The organism is Vibrio sp. zbq_1, from assembly GCF_043102935.1.
In the GTDB taxonomy this organism is placed as follows: Bacteria; Pseudomonadota; Gammaproteobacteria; order Enterobacterales; family Vibrionaceae; genus Vibrio; species Vibrio parahaemolyticus.
Window position 1 is genome coordinate 477,445 of record NZ_JBICJH010000004.1, and the last position, 17,280, is coordinate 494,724.

Annotated in this window: 17 protein-coding genes and 1 tRNA gene; 13 read left to right on the plus strand and 5 right to left on the minus strand. The window is 44.6% G+C overall.

The window, feature by feature from the left end:
* Positions 1 to 34: 34 nt before the first annotated feature.
* A tRNA-Gly gene (locus ACF8CV_RS02575) sits at positions 35 to 109 on the minus strand.
* Positions 110 to 423: 314 nt separating this feature from the next.
* Here ACF8CV_RS02575 and ACF8CV_RS02580 point away from each other — a divergent pair.
* The 3 genes from ACF8CV_RS02580 to ACF8CV_RS02590 all read left to right on the plus strand — a co-directional run bounded on the left by ACF8CV_RS02580 (position 424) and on the right by ACF8CV_RS02590 (position 2,197).
* Positions 424 to 942, plus strand: a complete 519-nt coding sequence (locus ACF8CV_RS02580) for a DUF4136 domain-containing protein (RefSeq protein WP_005463686.1) — start codon at positions 424 to 426, stop codon at positions 940 to 942.
* 110 nt (positions 943 to 1,052) lie between these two features.
* On the plus strand, positions 1,053 to 1,469 hold the full coding sequence (locus ACF8CV_RS02585) for a hypothetical protein (RefSeq protein ID WP_138937101.1): 417 nt from the start codon (positions 1,053 to 1,055) through the stop codon (positions 1,467 to 1,469).
* A 50-nt stretch (positions 1,470 to 1,519) separates the two neighbouring features.
* Positions 1,520 to 2,197 (plus strand): DedA family protein, encoded by a 678-nt coding sequence (locus ACF8CV_RS02590; RefSeq protein WP_138937100.1) that lies wholly within the window; start codon positions 1,520 to 1,522, stop codon positions 2,195 to 2,197.
* A gap of 113 nt (positions 2,198 to 2,310) precedes the next feature.
* Here the strand turns inward: ACF8CV_RS02590 and ACF8CV_RS02595 are convergent, their stop codons facing one another.
* The 3 genes from ACF8CV_RS02595 to ACF8CV_RS02605 form a co-directional block, all read right to left on the minus strand.
* Positions 2,311 to 2,634 carry a hypothetical protein gene (locus tag ACF8CV_RS02595; protein WP_025509265.1) on the minus strand — a complete coding sequence of 108 codons (324 nt, stop codon included), beginning with the start codon at positions 2,632 to 2,634 and terminating at the stop codon, positions 2,311 to 2,313.
* 79 nt (positions 2,635 to 2,713) lie between these two features.
* Entirely contained in the window at positions 2,714 to 3,187 is a 474-nt protein-coding gene (locus ACF8CV_RS02600; RefSeq protein WP_025623283.1) for a hypothetical protein, read from the minus strand.
* A 284-nt stretch (positions 3,188 to 3,471) separates the two neighbouring features.
* A complete protein-coding gene (locus ACF8CV_RS02605; protein WP_025634018.1) occupies positions 3,472 to 4,113 on the minus strand; it encodes a murein L,D-transpeptidase catalytic domain family protein in 642 nt (213 codons plus the stop codon).
* 1,287 nt (positions 4,114 to 5,400) lie between these two features.
* Here ACF8CV_RS02605 and ACF8CV_RS02610 point away from each other — a divergent pair.
* Positions 5,401 to 6,159, plus strand: coding sequence for a 5'-methylthioadenosine/adenosylhomocysteine nucleosidase (locus ACF8CV_RS02610; protein WP_062866820.1), 759 nt, complete (start codon positions 5,401 to 5,403; stop codon positions 6,157 to 6,159).
* Positions 6,160 to 6,238: 79 nt separating this feature from the next.
* Here ACF8CV_RS02610 and ACF8CV_RS02615 read toward each other — a convergent pair whose 3' ends face one another.
* Positions 6,239 to 8,602, minus strand: coding sequence for an EAL domain-containing protein (locus ACF8CV_RS02615; RefSeq protein WP_015313346.1), 2,364 nt, complete (start codon positions 8,600 to 8,602; stop codon positions 6,239 to 6,241).
* A 475-nt stretch (positions 8,603 to 9,077) separates the two neighbouring features.
* Here ACF8CV_RS02615 and rbsD point away from each other — a divergent pair, with 475 nt between their 5' ends.
* From rbsD to ACF8CV_RS02660, 9 genes are all read left to right on the plus strand, one after another.
* Positions 9,078 to 9,497, plus strand: a complete 420-nt coding sequence (gene rbsD, locus ACF8CV_RS02620) for a D-ribose pyranase (protein ID WP_015313345.1) — start codon at positions 9,078 to 9,080, stop codon at positions 9,495 to 9,497.
* Positions 9,498 to 9,519: 22 nt separating this feature from the next.
* Positions 9,520 to 11,025 (plus strand): ribose ABC transporter ATP-binding protein RbsA, encoded by a 1,506-nt coding sequence (gene rbsA / locus ACF8CV_RS02625; protein WP_005463701.1) that lies wholly within the window; start codon positions 9,520 to 9,522, stop codon positions 11,023 to 11,025.
* Positions 11,022 to 12,005 carry a ribose ABC transporter permease gene (gene rbsC, locus ACF8CV_RS02630; RefSeq protein ID WP_005463702.1) on the plus strand — a complete coding sequence of 328 codons (984 nt, stop codon included), beginning with the start codon at positions 11,022 to 11,024 and terminating at the stop codon, positions 12,003 to 12,005. The genes rbsA and rbsC overlap by 4 nt, the downstream gene beginning before the upstream one ends.
* Before the next feature lie 85 nt (positions 12,006 to 12,090).
* Positions 12,091 to 12,969 carry a ribose ABC transporter substrate-binding protein RbsB gene (rbsB, locus tag ACF8CV_RS02635; protein WP_069502047.1) on the plus strand — a complete coding sequence of 293 codons (879 nt, stop codon included), beginning with the start codon at positions 12,091 to 12,093 and terminating at the stop codon, positions 12,967 to 12,969.
* A 228-nt stretch (positions 12,970 to 13,197) separates the two neighbouring features.
* Positions 13,198 to 14,115, plus strand: a complete 918-nt coding sequence (gene rbsK, locus ACF8CV_RS02640; protein WP_020837978.1) for a ribokinase — start codon at positions 13,198 to 13,200, stop codon at positions 14,113 to 14,115.
* Positions 14,116 to 14,149: 34 nt separating this feature from the next.
* Positions 14,150 to 15,160: a substrate-binding domain-containing protein gene (locus ACF8CV_RS02645; RefSeq protein WP_021485288.1), complete on the plus strand. Its 1,011-nt coding sequence runs from the start codon at positions 14,150 to 14,152 to the stop codon at positions 15,158 to 15,160.
* Between the two features lie 152 nt (positions 15,161 to 15,312).
* On the plus strand, positions 15,313 to 15,531 hold the full coding sequence (locus tag ACF8CV_RS02650) for a hypothetical protein (RefSeq protein ID WP_021485268.1): 219 nt from the start codon (positions 15,313 to 15,315) through the stop codon (positions 15,529 to 15,531).
* Between the two features lie 160 nt (positions 15,532 to 15,691).
* A complete protein-coding gene (pnuC, locus tag ACF8CV_RS02655) occupies positions 15,692 to 16,423 on the plus strand; it encodes a nicotinamide riboside transporter PnuC (protein WP_023584864.1) in 732 nt (243 codons plus the stop codon).
* Positions 16,424 to 16,434: 11 nt separating this feature from the next.
* On the plus strand, positions 16,435 to 17,166 hold the full coding sequence (locus ACF8CV_RS02660; RefSeq protein ID WP_025521674.1) for a nucleoside phosphorylase: 732 nt from the start codon (positions 16,435 to 16,437) through the stop codon (positions 17,164 to 17,166).
* Positions 17,167 to 17,280: the final 114 nt, after the last annotated feature.

A 17,280-nucleotide genomic window follows, 5' to 3' on the forward strand; every position in this document is an offset into this window, starting at 1 on the left:
CTTAGAAAAGAATTTCTTGGGAGTAGATAGATATTGGAGCGGGCAGCGGGAATCGAACCCGCATCATCAGCTTGGAAGGCTGAGGTAATAGCCATTATACGATGCCCGCGCATCGATAGGACTCAGCTAATATGCCACATTGATTTCAAAAGAAAAGTCTTTTTTCATCAGTCGCTTGTCAGTTGTATAAAAAATTGTCTTCTTGGTGAAAAAATACGCTTTCGATGAACTTAAATGGCTTCCTGATGATGCTCGACGAAAATGACACCGTTATGTGACAGAGCTGGCTCATTAATCGTCAATCCATTTGATGGTTTAATCATCACCTGACATTGAACACTTATCATTCATGGTCAAGACTCAATATTGAAATGACACAACTTTATTGTCAGCCGTATAAGTAAAAAAACGAGGAGAGCGCGTATGTGGAAAACAGTAACAATTGGGGCAATGGCGCTTTTGATGGCCGCTTGTACGACAGTAACAACAGACGTGGATAAACAAGCGGACTTCGCTTCTTATAAAACGTTTGATTTTGGTACTCAAAATGATGCTCCAGCAAGTATCGATGGACGCCGTATAGAACAAGGTTTGGCTGCTCAACTGGAATCGAAGGGGCTTTCTCGAGTTGCAAGTGGTGGTGATTTATACGTTCATCACGATATCGTTGAGGAGTCGGAGTTGGTATCGTCTGGTTCTTCTTTTAGCGTCGGTTATGGATGGAACAGCTTTGGTGTGATTACATCAAGCCCTGAACGATATAAAGAACGCAAATACGGGAAGTTAGTGGTAGAGCTGGTGGATAGTAAGGCGAACCAAGTTGTGTGGAAAGGCGTTTCAAGCCGCAAGTTAACCGAATCAATGAGTACTGAGAAAAGGGAAAATTTGATCACAGAAGAAGTGGCGAAAATGTTCGAAAACTACCCATACGGTAAGAATTAAGTCCTCCGTTATATCAAACTGAGTGGCTAAAACCACGAGGCGAGAATTTCGATTGCAAATTCTCGCCCTCAGAGTTAAAAGTACGTATTACTGTGATGTAGGTGAACGTTGTGCGTGCTCTTCTTATTAGCTTCTTCGGGCTATTTCTGAGCTTATTGGCGGTTTCTGTCGGCCAAGAGTCAACGTCGCCTGAAACTGTTCACCACTACACCGTCGGCAGTGCGTTTTATGATGAAGACGCACAAGTTTCCGAAACGCCACTAGCACCACCTTTTCATTCGTTTGCTAGCCTGTTAAATCGCAATGCACTGCGAGTTCATGATTCAAAATCAGAGCTTGACGAGCTCGATATCGGTTGGTTCGAAACGTTGGCTCCTCATTGGAACCGCTCTTTGTCAGAAACGCCATATTTGAACGTGGGTCTGACGGCTTTTCTTGGTCTTGAGAAAGACTTCTCTCATTCAAAATATCAAATTGGAGATGGGTTAGGCTCTAATCTTATCTATCGGTTTATTCACGCTCGATAGTCCTAAGCATCTACCTTGTTGTTATTTAGTGATGTTTAGGAGCTTATTTTATGTTTGATTCAATGATGGGCGTCTTGCTTGCCTTTTGGCATCAAGACTTTTCTGCACTTATGGTGCCAGGAAGTGCAGGGATTATTTATATTGTCGTGGCGACATTAATCTTTTTGGAAAGTGGTTTTATTCCTGCTGCGCCATTTCCGTGCGATAGCGTAGTGGTGTTGTCTGGCACACTTGCGGCGGTAGGCGTGCTTGATCCTATTGCCATCATGTTGGTGATTATTGTGAGTGCGGGCTTAGGAAGTTGGGCGGCATACTTGCAAGGAAAATGGCTAAACCGCCTACCTAAAGTTCAAGGCTGGGTGAATGCTGTCCCACAGAAAAGACTCGAACAAGTCGATGTTCTTTTGGGTAAACATGGCTTAGTTGCATTGCTTTGCGCGCGTTTCATTCCGGTGGTGCGTTCGCTTTTGCCATTGATGATGGGATTACGTGTGAAACGCGTGTCGAAGTTCCATTACTTTGCATGGCTGAGCGCCATATTGTGGACGTTGTTACTGTGCGGCTTTGGCATGCTCCTGCCTTTACTTCCGGAGAATATCAGCAAGATGGTGACGATGGGGTTAATGGCTGCGCCAGTGATTACTCTTACTATTGCTGTGATGAGTTTTGTGATCCTCAAGGTGCGCAAAGCGCGGTTTAAATCTAAGGCGGCGTCTCAGCTCTCTTAACAATGGTTCACTCATGTGTAACTAGGATATTGATGTAAGCAAAAGGCGCAGAGAATGCGCCTTTTGTTTTTGGAACTGTTGACCCTTTACCGAGTTCTTCATTCTCGCTGGTGTCAGTAGCCCACGCGGTAGAGCTGCTCACCAACTTCTTTACACTGTGTTTGATAGAACTGTTCTATCTCAGAATCGTTGTTGTCTTGTGCTTTAAACTCGGTTTCGGTGGAAGAGAGTTGGCTAAAGCTGTAACCACGTTCAGACATCAAGTAATGACGAAAAACGGCTCGGTGCTCTGGTATCGCGTTACGAGCATTGGAAGCATTTGCGCATTCCAATAGCGTTTCGTTTGTCATTTTGTCCGCGTTTGTGTCTGTATTTGCAAATGTTGGTACTGCAGTGAAAAGTAGGGCCGTTAACGCTGCTGCTGTGAATTTTTTCATAAATAGACCTCGAATCAGATCAGATAAATTTGAGGACATCCATGCCTGGTGTGACATGCTTCCTTGTTTTTTTGTGGTATCAAACTGTGATGATCGATTCGCGGCCGTGTTTAAACACGTACAGTAAATTCGCCTCTTTCCGCCCTGATAAACGATAGAGAGAACGTTGGTTTTTTAACATGCCATAGCTATCAGTAGGCAACGGAATAGTTTGCCACGCTAACTCTTTTAATGGAGGAGGCAAAAACGCGACAAGTAGATGGTATTCAGATTCAAAGCTGAGGGAGAGCGATCCGTCATCAGTAGACGTTCGGCGGTAACTCACCAGAGCGAACAAGTCTCTCTTGATGTGGCGCTCAAACCCATCAGAACCCCAATAGTGTTGTTGTGCTTCTGAATGTGGTGCGTTGACTACGGATTGAAAATCAGATTGCAAGAGTTTGTCGAGGCGTTCTGACGTCACGTGATTTGTATTGTGGTGCTGCGCTGCATGCAAATGCCCAGAGAGCATGGACAGTGTCAGCACAAATAAAATACGAAGAAGATAACGCAAAAAACAATCCTAAACGTCAGTGGGTATAGATTTGGGCAATACATCAGTCGGTAAGTGACCAATTGTGCGTATACTAACGAGACGAAACAGGAATGAACAGTGTTTTAAGCGAATCTAACCAACACCTGAAAAAGCGCTAATAGATTCATGACGTGATTGACTCTCAAAGATTACACAAATATTGGCGTTGTTCTGCTCGACATGCGATTTTACCCGCGACTTGTGAGCACATCAGGCAACAAAAAAGGGAGCTAGGCTCCCTTAGTTTTGGTATTCAGTGTGGTTTACGCGCTGGCGTAGATCACGCTGCCACCTTTAATCGTGTCAATGATTTCGCGTGACAGCTTTTGAGGTAACGCTGGGCAACCCCAACTGCGTCCCAAGTAACCATTCTTTTTAATGAAAGAAGGATTCGCATAGTCTGCGCCGTGTACAACGATGTAGCGCTCGCGAGCTTTGTCATTAAGGCCAGAGCTAAGACCATCTAGTCGCAGCGAATAGCCGTTAGAACCGTAGTATGTTGTGTCTGTCAAAAACGTGCCAAGTGATGTTTTGCGAGAATTCACGACATTCGAAAACTGTGTTGCTGTTTTCTTTCCGCTATTCACACCATGAGCCACGTAAGTGTTGTAAATCAGCTTCTTTTTGTTTACGTCCACAACATAAAAACGTTTTTCGGTCGATGGTTTGCTGTAATCAATAATGGTTAGTATCGACTTCTTTCTGTCTGGTGTTTTTTGGTAAGCGATAAAGGCATCGCGAAACAGTTTAAAGTCGATGACGCCATTGAGTTTGGCTTCTTTATATGTTTTTTCAATAACTTGCTGGGATACGCGGCTCTCTTCCTTGCTATTTGGGTGTTGCGCCATTGCAAAAGGAGAAACCGACAAACATGTCCATATCAACAATAAAAATAACTTTTTCATTTTGACTAAATAAAAACTCTTTGGTGTTACAAATTTATCGATTGCTTCATGCACTCGTTAAAACAACTTGCACATCAATATAATTATATTCCCAATGTTTCTTATTATGCACAAAAGCACGTAATGTTGGGATTCCATTAAGTTTCAAGGGTTCTGTCTAACCAATTGAAACTGCTTAATATTAATAGGTTAATCGTTACTTTTGAAAAACTTCGACGTAAATACTAGCCGATTTCGCTAATTAATAAAACTGTGTTTAGCAATATTTTTGATAGAGTAAAGTTAAAAAACAATGTTTAATTAAATGGATGTGGAAAATATCTTTTAATTTCAAAGTATTTATTAGAACCATGATCGGAGGACAAAAAGTTTACTCTGTGATCCAGCTCGAAACGCCGCGTTACTTAAGGGGCTGTCTCTGATCGTTGTGATTACGGTTTTATAAATAGAATAAAGGATGTAGAACGGAAAGATAGATAGATAAACAGCTCTTCATCTGAGCGTTTCACTCCAACTGAAAAAAGTGAAAAAAATGTGATGATGAGTTTTATAAGATACGGGGATGGAACGAATGGAAACTCTAAATCAGGTAATTCTATATAAGGAAAAACGAAAGTGATGGGTAGCCATTATTTTTATGTTTTCTTTTTATGAAATGAATAAGCAATTAGACTTTTATTATAAATGAATTAATGTTCGGTTAAGACAAGTTGAAACGGAATTAGTTTCATTTTTTAAAATTATTTTTATTCGATAAATAAAAATTGTGGTCTGGATAAAATATTATTTTGTCTTCTCTGAATTTGTTTCTTAAGTTTTTTGAGCAAAGTACGGTTATAAGTCAAATCTTCACTCAGAACATTGTGTTAGTTTCTAAACACTAATTTGGCTAGTTGAGGTCGTTATCGCGTTATAGAATTACGCTTAACGACCGCTTGCTTATCAATAAGATCATTTTCAGGGAGAAGAATTAATGACGAATAAATGTGGTCAATGCCGACAATTCACGAGAGTGAAATCAAGCGATCAGGATATATGTGGCGCTTGGGGGCACCCTACCTGCGCAACTAGGATAGCTTGCGAATTTTTTATGCCTACGATTTCAGCGAAACTGCGTGTCCCGACAGGTCAAGAACCCAAAAACTGAGGTTGTAGAGAAGCTCACCTTGTCTCATTGCTGATTGTTTTGACTGATAGCGTACGGAATATTCCCCCTTTAAATCTCAAGGGTATATAATGTGTGGCGCGTCGCAAAAGGGTGGCGCATTGCTACACTTCAGGACTCGTATGTTTAAGAAATCTCTTGTTTTCATTCTTGCCGCGTTTTCACTTCCTACTTTTGCTGCATCAACGATAGGTATTGTTGGCGCGATGGATGTAGAGGTTGAAGCTCTGCTGCCAAAAATTCAGAATCAACAAATCAAAAAAGTTGCGAACCACACTTTTTATATCGGTGAGCTTGAGGGCAAATCCGTCGTGGTAACGCAATCTGGTGTTGGCAAAGCCAATGCTGCGATGACGACCACTTTGCTGATTGAATCTTTTGGTGTGAACCAACTGATTTTTACTGGTATAGCAGGAGCGAGTGACCCGAAACTTGATCCATTGGATGTGGTTATTTCTACTCGTACTGTACATCATGATGTTGATTTAACCGCATTCAACAAACCGAAAGGGTTATTACCGGACTATCAAGAGCGTTACTTTTATGCTGACAAAGCGCTACAAAATTACGCGTATGAAGCAGCGGTGGAGACGTTAGGCAAAGAGAGTGTGTTCCGAGGCATCATTGCTTCTGGTGACCAATTTATCGCCAGTAAAGTAAAAGTCACGGGCATCTACCAAGAGTTCAACGCGATGGCCGTCGAAATGGAAGGGGCAGCATTGGGACAAGTTGCAACCGCCTTTAAGGTTCCGTACGTTGTCATCCGCACGATTTCCGACAAAGCGGATGGTTCTGCTGATGTGGTTTATTCTGAGCTGAAAAAAGCGACGGCAGATAACTCAGCAACCATTACGCTCAACATGCTTAAGCGCATGCAATAGGGTGAGAATACGAAAAGCAGCACATTAAGTGCTGCTTTTTTATGAGTTCGTCAAAGTAAACATTATCGATTCTTTACCTTCAAATTCCACCCTCAGCCGCGAGTTTGGTTGTAAGCGGCTGAGAGAATCGATTGTCATCGTTGGCCGATTTCCACCACAAGCTAAGTTGCTCTTTGTCCATTGGCTTTCCGAACAAGTATCCTTGCATGAAATCACATCGATAAGCGGACAACCATTTGTGCATAACGTCGTGTTCAATGCCTTCGGCGGTCACGGTTTTGTTTTGGGCATGGCACAGCTCAATGATCGGTTTGATCACGTGTCCATTATTGGTATTCATCAACGTCAGTAGAAACTCTCGGTCAAACTTAATCTTTTGTACTGGATATTGAACAAGCTGAGTGAGCGACGTGTAGCCAGAGCCGAAATCATCAATAGCAAGTCGATAACCCAGTTTCGAAAGCTCATCAAGCAATGCCGTGCCTTGCTGTTCCGCGGCAAACGTCTCGGTAATTTCTAGTTCGATACATTCTGGTTTAATGCCATTTCTCGTTACGTGTTTATGAATAAATTGCGCCATTTCTAACGAGTTTAATTCGGCCGATGAAAGGTTGATGGACAGGACAATGTCTTTGCCGAAAATGCTTCTCAAATGATGGTATTCCTCGGTTGCATTGGCAAACACCCAACGGTCTATTTTGTCAAACAACCCAGCTTGCTCGGCGATTGGAATAAATTCGGTTGGTGGCACTGGCCCCAAGCCTTCTGCGTCCCAACGTAGAAGCACTTCCAAGCCTTCAATTTCGTTGTCTTTGTTATTCATGTAAGGTTGAAACACAAGCCTAAACTCATCTTCAACGTTGCTTTTACGCAGTGCACGTTCGATCTGACTGCGTCGCTGAGATTCCAAATTTAGCTCTGCTGAATAGTACGCGTACTGATTTTTTCCAGCACGTTTGGCTTGGTACATTGCTGCGTCTGCATTGGACAACAGTTTCGCGATGTCTTGCCCATCTTGCGGGTACTGAGCGATGCCAACACTGGCGGTCACCGGGAAGGCGTTCGCCCAAGTTTGGCTGAGGTTGCTAATTGGTTTTAATAGTTCTTTGGCGAGTAAATCTGGGATGCTGCCCACGTCTTTATTGGAGCTGAGTAGAATGGCGAACTCATCACCAGATAAACGCGCGCCAAAACAAGGGCTGTCGTATTGCTGAGAGAACTTTTGACAGGCGTTTTTAATGTGAGTCGAGAAGACCTTTAGCAGGTTGTCGCCAAGTTCATGGCCATATTTATCGTTCACGTACTTGAAGTTATCCAGATCGACATAAATCACCCACAAATGAGAAGGTGGCGAGGCTAGTTCACGCGTGGCAAGTTGGTGGAATCGATGACGGTTAGCCAACTGAGTAAGGTGATCAGTTTCTGCGAGACGTTTGGTCTTTTTGTAAATGACGTTGAGCTCTTCGTACATATCAAAAAAGCGAGATGAAAGACGGCCAATTTCATCATTGGTTCCGAGCTTTTCGATGTTGTCTCGCTGATTCGATTCTAGCTCGCTGAGTTGTTTATCGAGGCGAGAGACTGGATGCAAAACATAACGATAGAGCACTAAGACGATCAGCGTGATGGTACAAAATGCCGCGATACCAAAAGAAAGTGCAAGTTCTAGCCATACTTTGTCCACTTTGTTCCACATCAGATACTCCGCTGGGGAGAGCACCGCATAAAAGTGAGGCAGAAGTTCAATGGTTTGCGCAAGAGGGATGTCTAGATAAATGGGTTTATCGGCAAACGTAATCACACTATGAGTATCGAATTCGACGTCGTGTTTGATGTCGTTAAACACTTCTAAAGATACGGACACGACAACAAAAAATACGTTGCTAGGATCGAAGCTAACTGGCGGTGCGCCCGTTCGTTTATCAATGAGTTCGTATCGCAACAAGATGCTTTGGCCACTGGAGTTATAAATGAAACCTGTGTGACTGTATTCACCACGAGCCGCGAAACTGGTTGCTATGTACTCCAGCACCTTTGGGTCAACAACGCCGGACGATTCGTAATATTGGTTTTCGGTGTAATAAAGCAGATTTTGCTTGCCGTCGAGGATCGCCATGCTCGCATCCCCTTTATAACCATGGCTCAGGACATCAGCGGTTTCATCTAGGCGGCTAAAAAGTACTCGCTCACGGTAGGGATTGTCGTGATTGATAAAATAGTCCTGCAGCACATCACTTTTACTCAGCGTGTACGCATAGCTGTTAAGAAAAATATTGGCTTGTCGAAATTGCCCCGCCAGTTTTTCCATCTGAAGTTGTATGTAGCTATCTTCGCGCTTGATGAGTGTTACTTTTTGAATGCTATAGATGATGTAACTCGATACCAGCGCACTCAAAATGATCACGGGTGCGACAAGCAAGATAACTCGATTGCTTAATTTCATTATGGTTCTTCGACTTCCGTTTGTGTCCCTACAAACGTTGCTTACCTAAACGGTACTGAACGGATGATATATTTTTTGCAAATTGTAACCAGATTGTAAGGTGGGTGTTCTCGAAAATCAGACAACCATTTTAGAAATGTGATGATGTGGCAGATTTCCTTCCCGTTAACTAGAGGCTTTCTCAGTAATTGGACGTATTTCTGCTTTCGCGGGCACAAACCGTAGGGGTTTTGTGGGCTTTAAATATACCCATCGAAACGTTTCGATGAGTAAAGTGTGACTTGGTCGGCCTTTTCTTTCTCTTAGTTGGAAAAATCACGGATCATTCTCACACCTTACCGATCGGTGACTGGTGAAATCTCGCAAGCGTCTTATTATTGCATCGAAACGTTTCGATGAGTTTTCTGTTAATAATGAAAATTTCCTAAAACAGGCACTCATTGTTGTATGAACGTGTAACCGAAAGGTCGATGAGATGAAAAAAAGTACCCTTATTAACTCAGATATTTCTTACTTAGTGGCAACGCTAGGCCACACCGATGAAATCACGATTTGTGACGCGGGGCTGCCGATTCCTGATCATGTACAGCGCATCGATTTGGCGCTAACGCATGGCGTACCAAGTTTTCTTGATACCGTTCGCGTGATTTTGTCTGAGTCACAGATTGAAGGGGTCATCATTGCAGAAGAATTTTCCGATGTCAGTCCTGTTCTTCATGAAGCACTGCTTAAAGAGTTGAGCAAAGAGAGTGAGGAAACGGGCAAATCGATTGAAATCAAATACGTTTCGCACGAGGCCTTTAAAGCACGCACCGAGCAAAGTCGCGCAGTGGTTCGAACCGGTGAATGCACACCGTACGCGAACGTGATTTTCCAAGCGGGCGTGGTTTTTTAAGCCTGAGAATTGAGGACAGATTATGACTCAAGCCATTCTACAACTGAGCGAAATCGAAAAAGCGTTCCCAGGTGTAAAGGCGCTAGATAAAGCGAGCCTGAATGTATACCCAGGTCGTGTTATGGCGCTCATGGGCGAAAATGGGGCTGGCAAGTCAACATTGATGAAAGTGCTGACCGGTATTTACCATATGGATGCAGGTAGCATTCAGTATCAGGGTCAACCTGCTGCGTTTAAAGGTCCGCGAGATTCTCAAGAAGCGGGTATCAGCATTATTCACCAAGAGTTGAACTTAATCCCTGAACTGACAATCGCTGAGAACATTTTTCTCGGTCGTGAATTTACCGGTTCTATGGGGCGCATTCAGTGGAGCAAAATGTACGCGGAAGCGGACAGACTTCTACAACGTTTGAACGTGAAACACAGCTCGAAAACCTTGCTTGGTGATCTAAGTTTGGGTGAGCAACAAATGGTAGAAATTGCCAAAGCGCTCTCGTTTGAATCGAAAGTCATCATCATGGATGAACCAACCGATGCGCTTACTGATACAGAAACCGAATCTCTGTTCAAAGTGATTAATGAGCTTCGTGAGCAAGGCTGCGGCATTGTATATATCTCACACCGCCTGAAAGAAATCTTTGAAATCTGTGACGACATTACCGTGCTTCGTGACGGTAAATTTATCGGTGAATGCCGAGTAGCAGACACGGATGAAGACGGCTTAATCGAAATGATGGTTGGCCGTAAATTAGAGGAGCAATACCCACGTATTGATGTGAAGCACGGCGAGACATGCCTTGAAGTGGTTGGCTTGACGGGCTCTGGCGTTCACGATGTGAGCTTCACGCTTAAACGCGGTGAGATTTTGGGTATCTCTGGTTTGATGGGCGCAGGCCGTACCGAGTTAATGAAAGTGATTTACGGCGCGCTACCAAGCGAGCATGGCGTTATCAATCTCGATAACAAAACCATTAATCCGGTTAGTCCGCAAGATGGCTTGGCAAATGGCATCGCTTACATCTCGGAAGACCGCAAAGGGGATGGTCTGGTGCTGGGCTTATCCGTGAAAGAGAACATGTCTCTGTGTGCATTGGATAAGCTAACCAAAGGCGTACAAATCCAGCACGGCGAAGAAGTCATCGCAGTGGAAGATTTCATCAAGTTATTCAACATTAAAACACCAACTCGCGACCAAATCATTGGCAACCTTTCTGGTGGTAACCAACAGAAAGTGGCGATTGCGAAAGGGTTAATGACCAAACCTAAAGTTCTGATTTTGGATGAACCCACGCGTGGTGTTGACGTTGGTGCTAAGAAAGAAATCTACCAACTCATCAACAAATTTAAAGCCGACGGCATGAGCATCATCTTGGTTTCTTCCGAGATGCCAGAAGTGCTAGGCATGAGCGATCGCATTCTTGTGATGCATGAAGGTCGCATTACTGGCGAATTTGATGCGAAAGACGCCGACCAAGAAAAATTACTCGCCTGTGCCGTAGGCAAAAAGATCAATGAGGAAGCAGCATGAGTACCAATACCATGAGCAAACCGACCGAAACAAGCAGCAAAAAACTGTTTACTAAAGAGTGGTTGATTGAACAAAAATCACTGATTGCACTGTTATTTTTGATTGTTGTGGTGTCTTTTTTAAACCCGAACTTTTTTACGGTAGACAACATTCTTAACATCCTTCGTCAAACCTCAGTCAACGCGATCATCGCCGTAGGTATGACTCTGGTTATCTTAACTGCTGGTATCGACTTGAGTGTCGGTTCTGTCCTTGCGCTTTGTGGTGCATTTGCCGCGAGCCTAATCGCGATGGAAGTGCCAGTTTTAATTGCGGTTCCAACGGCTCTATTAGCTGGTGCAGCACTGGGCGCAATCAGTGGCATCATCATCGCTAAAGGCAAAGTGCAAGCCTTCATCGCGACGCTGGTCACCATGACATTACTGCGCGGTGTGACCATGGTTTACACCGACGGTCGACCAATTTCTACTGGCTTCACAGACACGGCAGACGCATTCGCATGGTTTGGTACAGGTTACGCGTTAGGTATTCCAGTGCCAGTTTGGTTGATGGTTGTTGTATTCGCAGCGGCTTGGTACCTACTTAATCACACTCGCTTTGGTCGCTATGTTTACGCACTAGGCGGCAATGAGTCTGCGACTCGCCTGTCTGGTATTAACGTAGATCGAGTGAAGATTGGTGTGTACGCCATCTGCGGTATGTTAGCTGCACTTGCGGGCATCATCGTGACATCTCGTCTGTCTTCTGCTCAGCCAACGGCGGGTATGGGATACGAACTGGATGCGATTGCAGCTGTGGTACTTGGCGGTACGAGCTTGATGGGCGGTAAAGGCCGTATCATGGGGACATTGATTGGTGCGCTGATCATCGGCTTCTTGAACAATGCGCTTAACCTACTGGACGTTTCTTCTTACTACCAAATGATTGCAAAAGCAGTGGTTATCTTGCTGGCGGTATTGGTAGACAACAAAAACAAGTAATTCATAACAACCTACATATCAATATGTGAATACAAACCGAGCCAGTAGGCGTGTGCTGGCTCACCCTACACAAAGGACTAGAACGATGAAAAAACTTGCAACTCTTATCTCTGCTGCGCTTCTTTCTTCCACTGTATCAGTAGCGGCGCAAGCCCAAGATACGATGGCGATTGTGGTTTCGACGCTAAACAACCCGTTCTTCGTAACGATGAAAGATGGTGCGGAAGCTAAAGCGAAAGAACTGGGATACGATTTGATTGTACTGGACTCGCAAAATGACCCGAGCAAAGAACTGTCAAACATCGAAGACCTAACCATTCGCGGTGTAAAAGCGATTTTGATTAACCCAACGGATTCTGACGCAGTGTCTAATGCGATTCGTATGGCAAACCGTTCTAACATCCCTGTGTTAACTCTAGACCGTGGTGCAAACCGTGGTGAAGTAGTGAGCCACATCGCATCTGACAACGTTGTAGGCGGCGAGATGGCTGGCCACTACATCATAGAAAAAGTTGGCGAGAAAGCAAAAGTGATTCAGCTGGAAGGTATTGCTGGTACGTCTGCGGCTCGTGAGCGTGGTGAAGGCTTTATGACCGCTGTGAAGGGAAGCGATATGGAGCTTCTGGCTAGCCAACCGGCTGACTTTGACCGCACGAAAGGTCTAAACGTAATGGAAAACCTACTGGCTGCTAACCCGGATGTTCAAGCGGTGTTTGCGCAGAATGATGAGATGGCTCTAGGTGCACTACGCGCGGTTCAAGCGTCTGGTAAAAACGTCATGATCGTTGGTTTTGACGGCACAGAAGACGGTATCGCAGCGGTTAACCGTGGCAAGCTAGCAGCGACCATCGCGCAGCAACCTGATCTTATCGGCGCGTTAGGTGTTGAAACGGCTGACAAAGTACTGAAAGGCGAGAAAGTGGATGAGTACATCCCAGTTCCTCTAAAAGTGGTAACAAAATAAGCCTGACGCGCGATAAAGCGTCCTAATTTCTTTGCTCTCTCCTCTGTTTACATCTGTCGTTTAGGGGGAGAGGGCAAGGTTTACCTAAGCAGCCATGCATCTTGAGGTTGCTTGGGTATAGATGCCTTTGACTTTTTACAGCGACTCAAACGAGAAGTTAAAGTCATCTAAGTATTTTCCAAAAACAGTTTTTCAAAAAAGGGTTCATTCAGAACCGAGGATAACCGTATGAATAAGTTAGTGGTGTTAGGTAGTGTAAACGCTGACCATGTTCTTCAAGTGCCTTCTTTCCCTCGCCCTGGCGAGACGCTGCATGGTCGCAACTATCAAGTTATCCCAGGTGGCAAAGGTGCCAACCAAGCCGTCGCGGCGGCGCGATTAAATGCAGACATTGGTTTTATTGCTTGTGTAGGCGATGACTCTTTCGGCATCAATATTCGTGAAAACTTCAAAATGGACGGCATCGATATCACTGGTGTTAAGATGCAACCAAACTGCCCGACAGGCATCGCGATGATTCAAGTGTCGGACAGTGGTGAAAACAGCATTTGTATATCAGCAGAAGCGAACGCCAAACTGACAGCAGAAGCGATTGAGCCAGATTTAGAGCGTATTCGCCAAGCAGATTACTTGCTAATGCAATTGGAAACGCCGATGTGCGGCATTGAGAAAGCCGCGCGTGTGGCGAAAGATGCAAAAACCAACGTAATTTTAAACCCAGCTCCAGCTCGCGAATTGTCAGATGAACTGCTTGCTTGTATTGACGTGATCACGCCAAATGAAACGGAAGCTGAAGTGCTGACAGGTGTTACTGTAACAGACAACGAAAGCGCGCAAGAAGCGGCGAATGTGCTACATGGTAAAGGTATTGAAATTGTCATGATCACTCTCGGTGCAAAAGGTGTTTGGTTGAGCCAAAATGGCCGAGGTGAAATCATCCCTGGTTTCCGTGTCGAAGCGACCGATACCACCGCGGCAGGTGATACGTTTAATGGGGCATTCGTCACTGGTCTCTTAGAAGATTTACCTTTAGAATCAGCGATTAAGTTTGCACATGCGGCGGCTGCAATTTCTGTGACCCGCTTTGGTGCGCAAACGTCGATTCCAACCCGCGAAGAGGTGGACGCGTTTCTCGCTGAACAATAAGGCGCACAACGCCTCTTAAAATAGGAGCAATAACATGGCGACGATGAAAGACATCGCAAAACTGGCAGGGGTTTCCACTTCAACAGTGAGCCATGTTATTAACAAGACGCGTTTCGTGAGTGAAGAAATCTCTGAACGTGTTAACAATGCAGCAAAAGAACTCAACTACTACGCGCCATCTGCTTTGGCGCGTAGCCTTAAAGTCAATCGTACCAAAACCATTGGTATGCTAGTGACAACCTCTACCAACCCATTCTTTGGCGAAGTCGTAAAAGGCGTGGAACGCAGCTGTTACCACAAAGGTTATAGTCTCATTCTATGTAACACTGAAGGTGACAACGAACGCATGCGCCAATCCATTAATACGCTTTTGCAAAAGCGTGTCGATGGTTTGATCTTGATGTGCTCGTCGTTAGAAGGGGAGCGTATCGATGTATTTGAGCGTTATCCAGATATCCCTGTCGTGGTGATGGACTGGGGGCCGATGCTGTTTACAAGCGATAAAATTCAAGATAACTCACTTCGTGGCGGCTACTTAGCGGCAAAATACTTGATTGATTGCGGTCACACTGAAATCGGATGTATCACTGGCCCTTTGATTAAACACCAAGCGCAAATGCGATACGAAGGTTACAAGCGAGCGATGAACGAAGCAGGCTTGGAATTTAATGCCAATTGGATCATTGAATCGGACTTCGAATGTGAGGGTGGGTATCAAGCGTTCAAGAAAATGGCTGAACGAGGTACGTTACCCAGCTCGATTTTTGTCTCTAACGATATGATGGCGATGGGTGTGATTAACGCCGCAAATGAGCTCGGTATTAAAGTGCCAGATGATCTTTCCATTATTGGCTACGATGACATTCATATCGCGAAATTTATGTCGCCTTCCTTAACGACCATCCACCAACCCAAATATCGACTCGGCCAAGCCGCCGTCGAAACTCTTGTCCGAAGACTGGACGACAAATCTAACGAAGCTCAAGTCGTTCAACTGGAACCAACATTGGTTGTACGCAACAGTGTGAAATTGCTAAATTGTTGAACTCATTGTGCAAACGGATATCACATAACCACAAATTACGTGTGATATTGAGCTAGAAAATTAAAAAAGACATTTCTCTTGAAACGATAAAAGCTTATTATCATCGTTGCTTATAAATAAAAATGTTAATTGTTGTCTAGCGGATTAGTTAAATGTTATCAAAAGGTTATGCGAAGTTCTCGGTCAAACATCCTTGGTTTCACCGAGCGAATGTTCTCGCAGTAGTGATCACTTTTCTCGTGAGCTGTTACCAGCTATTAGTGAATGAAGCTTTTGAATACGTGATTGGCTTTGTTGTTACGCTATTGGCATCGGTGCTATTTGCGTCAGCTTCCGCTTTCAAAAAGCGCTACTTAGGACTCGAGTCCTAGTTCATTTAGAATGAATGGTTGATATAAATAGGCGCTTTCAAGTAAGTAATGATCTGATTTATGATCGAGTGCATCAAGAGGAGGACAAATGTCCTCCTTTTTGTTTGTTGCTGCACCCTAATATGGGCGTATTCCAAACAAAATAATAAAGGACATCACCATGGACCTATTCGCCTTACTCGATATCAACAATACCCTCGTTACCATTCCGATTGGAGACGGCTACGCAATGAGCTGGATCGAAGCATTCGGAACCGTCTTTGGTCTGCTTTGCATTTGGTTTGCGAGCCAAGAGAAGACCGTCAACTACGTATTCGGCTTACTGAATGTCACGCTTTTTGCTGTTATCTTTTTCCAAATTCAGTTGTACGGGTTGCTACTTCTTCAACTGTTTTTCTTCTGCGCCAACATTTACGGTTGGTACGCATGGACTCGACCAAATGCACAAGGTGAAACGTTGGAAGTTCGTTGGCTTAGCAAGCAAAAGCTGATGGCGACTGCGGTTGTTTGTGTGGTCTCGATTGCATTGTTGACCATCTACATTGACCCATTCTTCTTCGCGCTAGCAAACATTGCTGTTGATAGCCTAAACATTTTCGGTGCAGGCCTGTCTGAGCCAGTACTTGAGCCTGATGCGTTCCCGTTCTGGGATGCAACCATGACGGTACTTTCTGTTGTTGCACAAATTCTGATGACACGTAAATACGTCGAAAACTGGATCCTATGGGTTGTGATCAACATCATCAGTGTGGGTATCTACGCGACGCAAGGTGTTTACGCAATGTCTGTTCAGTACGCGATTCTTATGTTCATTGCTGCCAATGGTACGCGTGAGTGGGCTCGTAGTGCCAAGCGCAATGGCGATAAAACCTTAGCTCAAGCAGCAGCGTAAGGAACAAGCAAATGGCTAAACAACCTCATATCGGTGTTGATGAAACACAAGTCGCTCCTCTTGTTATTGTATGTGGCGAGCCAGATCGAGCGAATCGTATCGCGGCATTATTTGATGATGCAGAAATGGTGTCGGAAAACCGTGAGTACCGCGTGTTTACCGGCAACTACAAAGGTCAGGCTGTTTCTGTATGCAGCACAGGCATCGGCGCACCATCGATGATCATTGCGGTAGAAGAGCTCAAACAGTGCGGCGTAACTCATGTGGTACGTGTTGGATCTGCGGGTGCAATGCAATCGCAGATTCAGCTTGGAGAATTGATTGTTGCTGAAGGTGCAGTAAGAGACGAAGGTGGTTCCAAATCGTACGTCGATTCGGCTTATCCGGCGTACGCAAGCTTTACTCTACTGAAAGAAGTCGAGCGTTATTTGTCAACGCAAACGACGCCATATCATTTCGGCGTAGTACGTTCTCACGACAGTTTCTACACCGATGACGAAGAGGCCATTTGTCAGTACTGGAACAAGAAAGGCATCTTAGGTGCAGACATGGAAACTTCGGCGCTGTTTACGGTCGGTCGATTACGAGGCCTTCATGTGGCTTCGATCTTAAACAATGTCGTACTCTACCAACAAGATGTGAAGGAAGGGGTAGGTCAGTACGTAGATGAAGCTAAAGTGATGATGGAAGGTGAAAAGCTTGCATCTTTCACGGCTTTAGAAGCGTTGATTGCCCAAGCATAGCGTCATCTCTTTCTAAGATTAATATCAAAAGCGGCACATGGTTGTCGCTTTTTTTACTTGGTTTCATCGTCTTAATGGAAGGGGTACAATCCATCTGAGATTGTTATCAATAGT

Coding starts and splice junctions, on each gene's coding strand:
- ACF8CV_RS02580 (WP_005463686.1), top strand. CDS start 424: ATGTGGAAAACAGTAACAATTGGGGCAATGGCGCTTTTGATGGCCGCT.
- ACF8CV_RS02590 (WP_138937100.1), top strand. CDS start 1,520: ATGTTTGATTCAATGATGGGCGTCTTGCTTGCCTTTTGGCATCAAGAC.
- ACF8CV_RS02595 (WP_025509265.1), bottom strand. CDS start 2,634: ATGAAAAAATTCACAGCAGCAGCGTTAACGGCCCTACTTTTCACTGCA.
- ACF8CV_RS02605 (WP_025634018.1), bottom strand. CDS start 4,113: ATGAAAAAGTTATTTTTATTGTTGATATGGACATGTTTGTCGGTTTCT.
- ACF8CV_RS02610 (WP_062866820.1), top strand. CDS start 5,401: ATGTTTAAGAAATCTCTTGTTTTCATTCTTGCCGCGTTTTCACTTCCT.
- ACF8CV_RS02615 (WP_015313346.1), bottom strand. CDS start 8,602: ATGAAATTAAGCAATCGAGTTATCTTGCTTGTCGCACCCGTGATCATT.
- rbsD (WP_015313345.1), top strand. CDS start 9,078: ATGAAAAAAAGTACCCTTATTAACTCAGATATTTCTTACTTAGTGGCA.
- rbsA (WP_005463701.1), top strand. CDS start 9,520: ATGACTCAAGCCATTCTACAACTGAGCGAAATCGAAAAAGCGTTCCCA.
- rbsC (WP_005463702.1), top strand. CDS start 11,022: ATGAGTACCAATACCATGAGCAAACCGACCGAAACAAGCAGCAAAAAA.
- rbsB (WP_069502047.1), top strand. CDS start 12,091: ATGAAAAAACTTGCAACTCTTATCTCTGCTGCGCTTCTTTCTTCCACT.
- rbsK (WP_020837978.1), top strand. CDS start 13,198: ATGAATAAGTTAGTGGTGTTAGGTAGTGTAAACGCTGACCATGTTCTT.
- ACF8CV_RS02645 (WP_021485288.1), top strand. CDS start 14,150: ATGGCGACGATGAAAGACATCGCAAAACTGGCAGGGGTTTCCACTTCA.
- ACF8CV_RS02650 (WP_021485268.1), top strand. CDS start 15,313: ATGTTATCAAAAGGTTATGCGAAGTTCTCGGTCAAACATCCTTGGTTT.
- pnuC (WP_023584864.1), top strand. CDS start 15,692: ATGGACCTATTCGCCTTACTCGATATCAACAATACCCTCGTTACCATT.
- ACF8CV_RS02660 (WP_025521674.1), top strand. CDS start 16,435: ATGGCTAAACAACCTCATATCGGTGTTGATGAAACACAAGTCGCTCCT.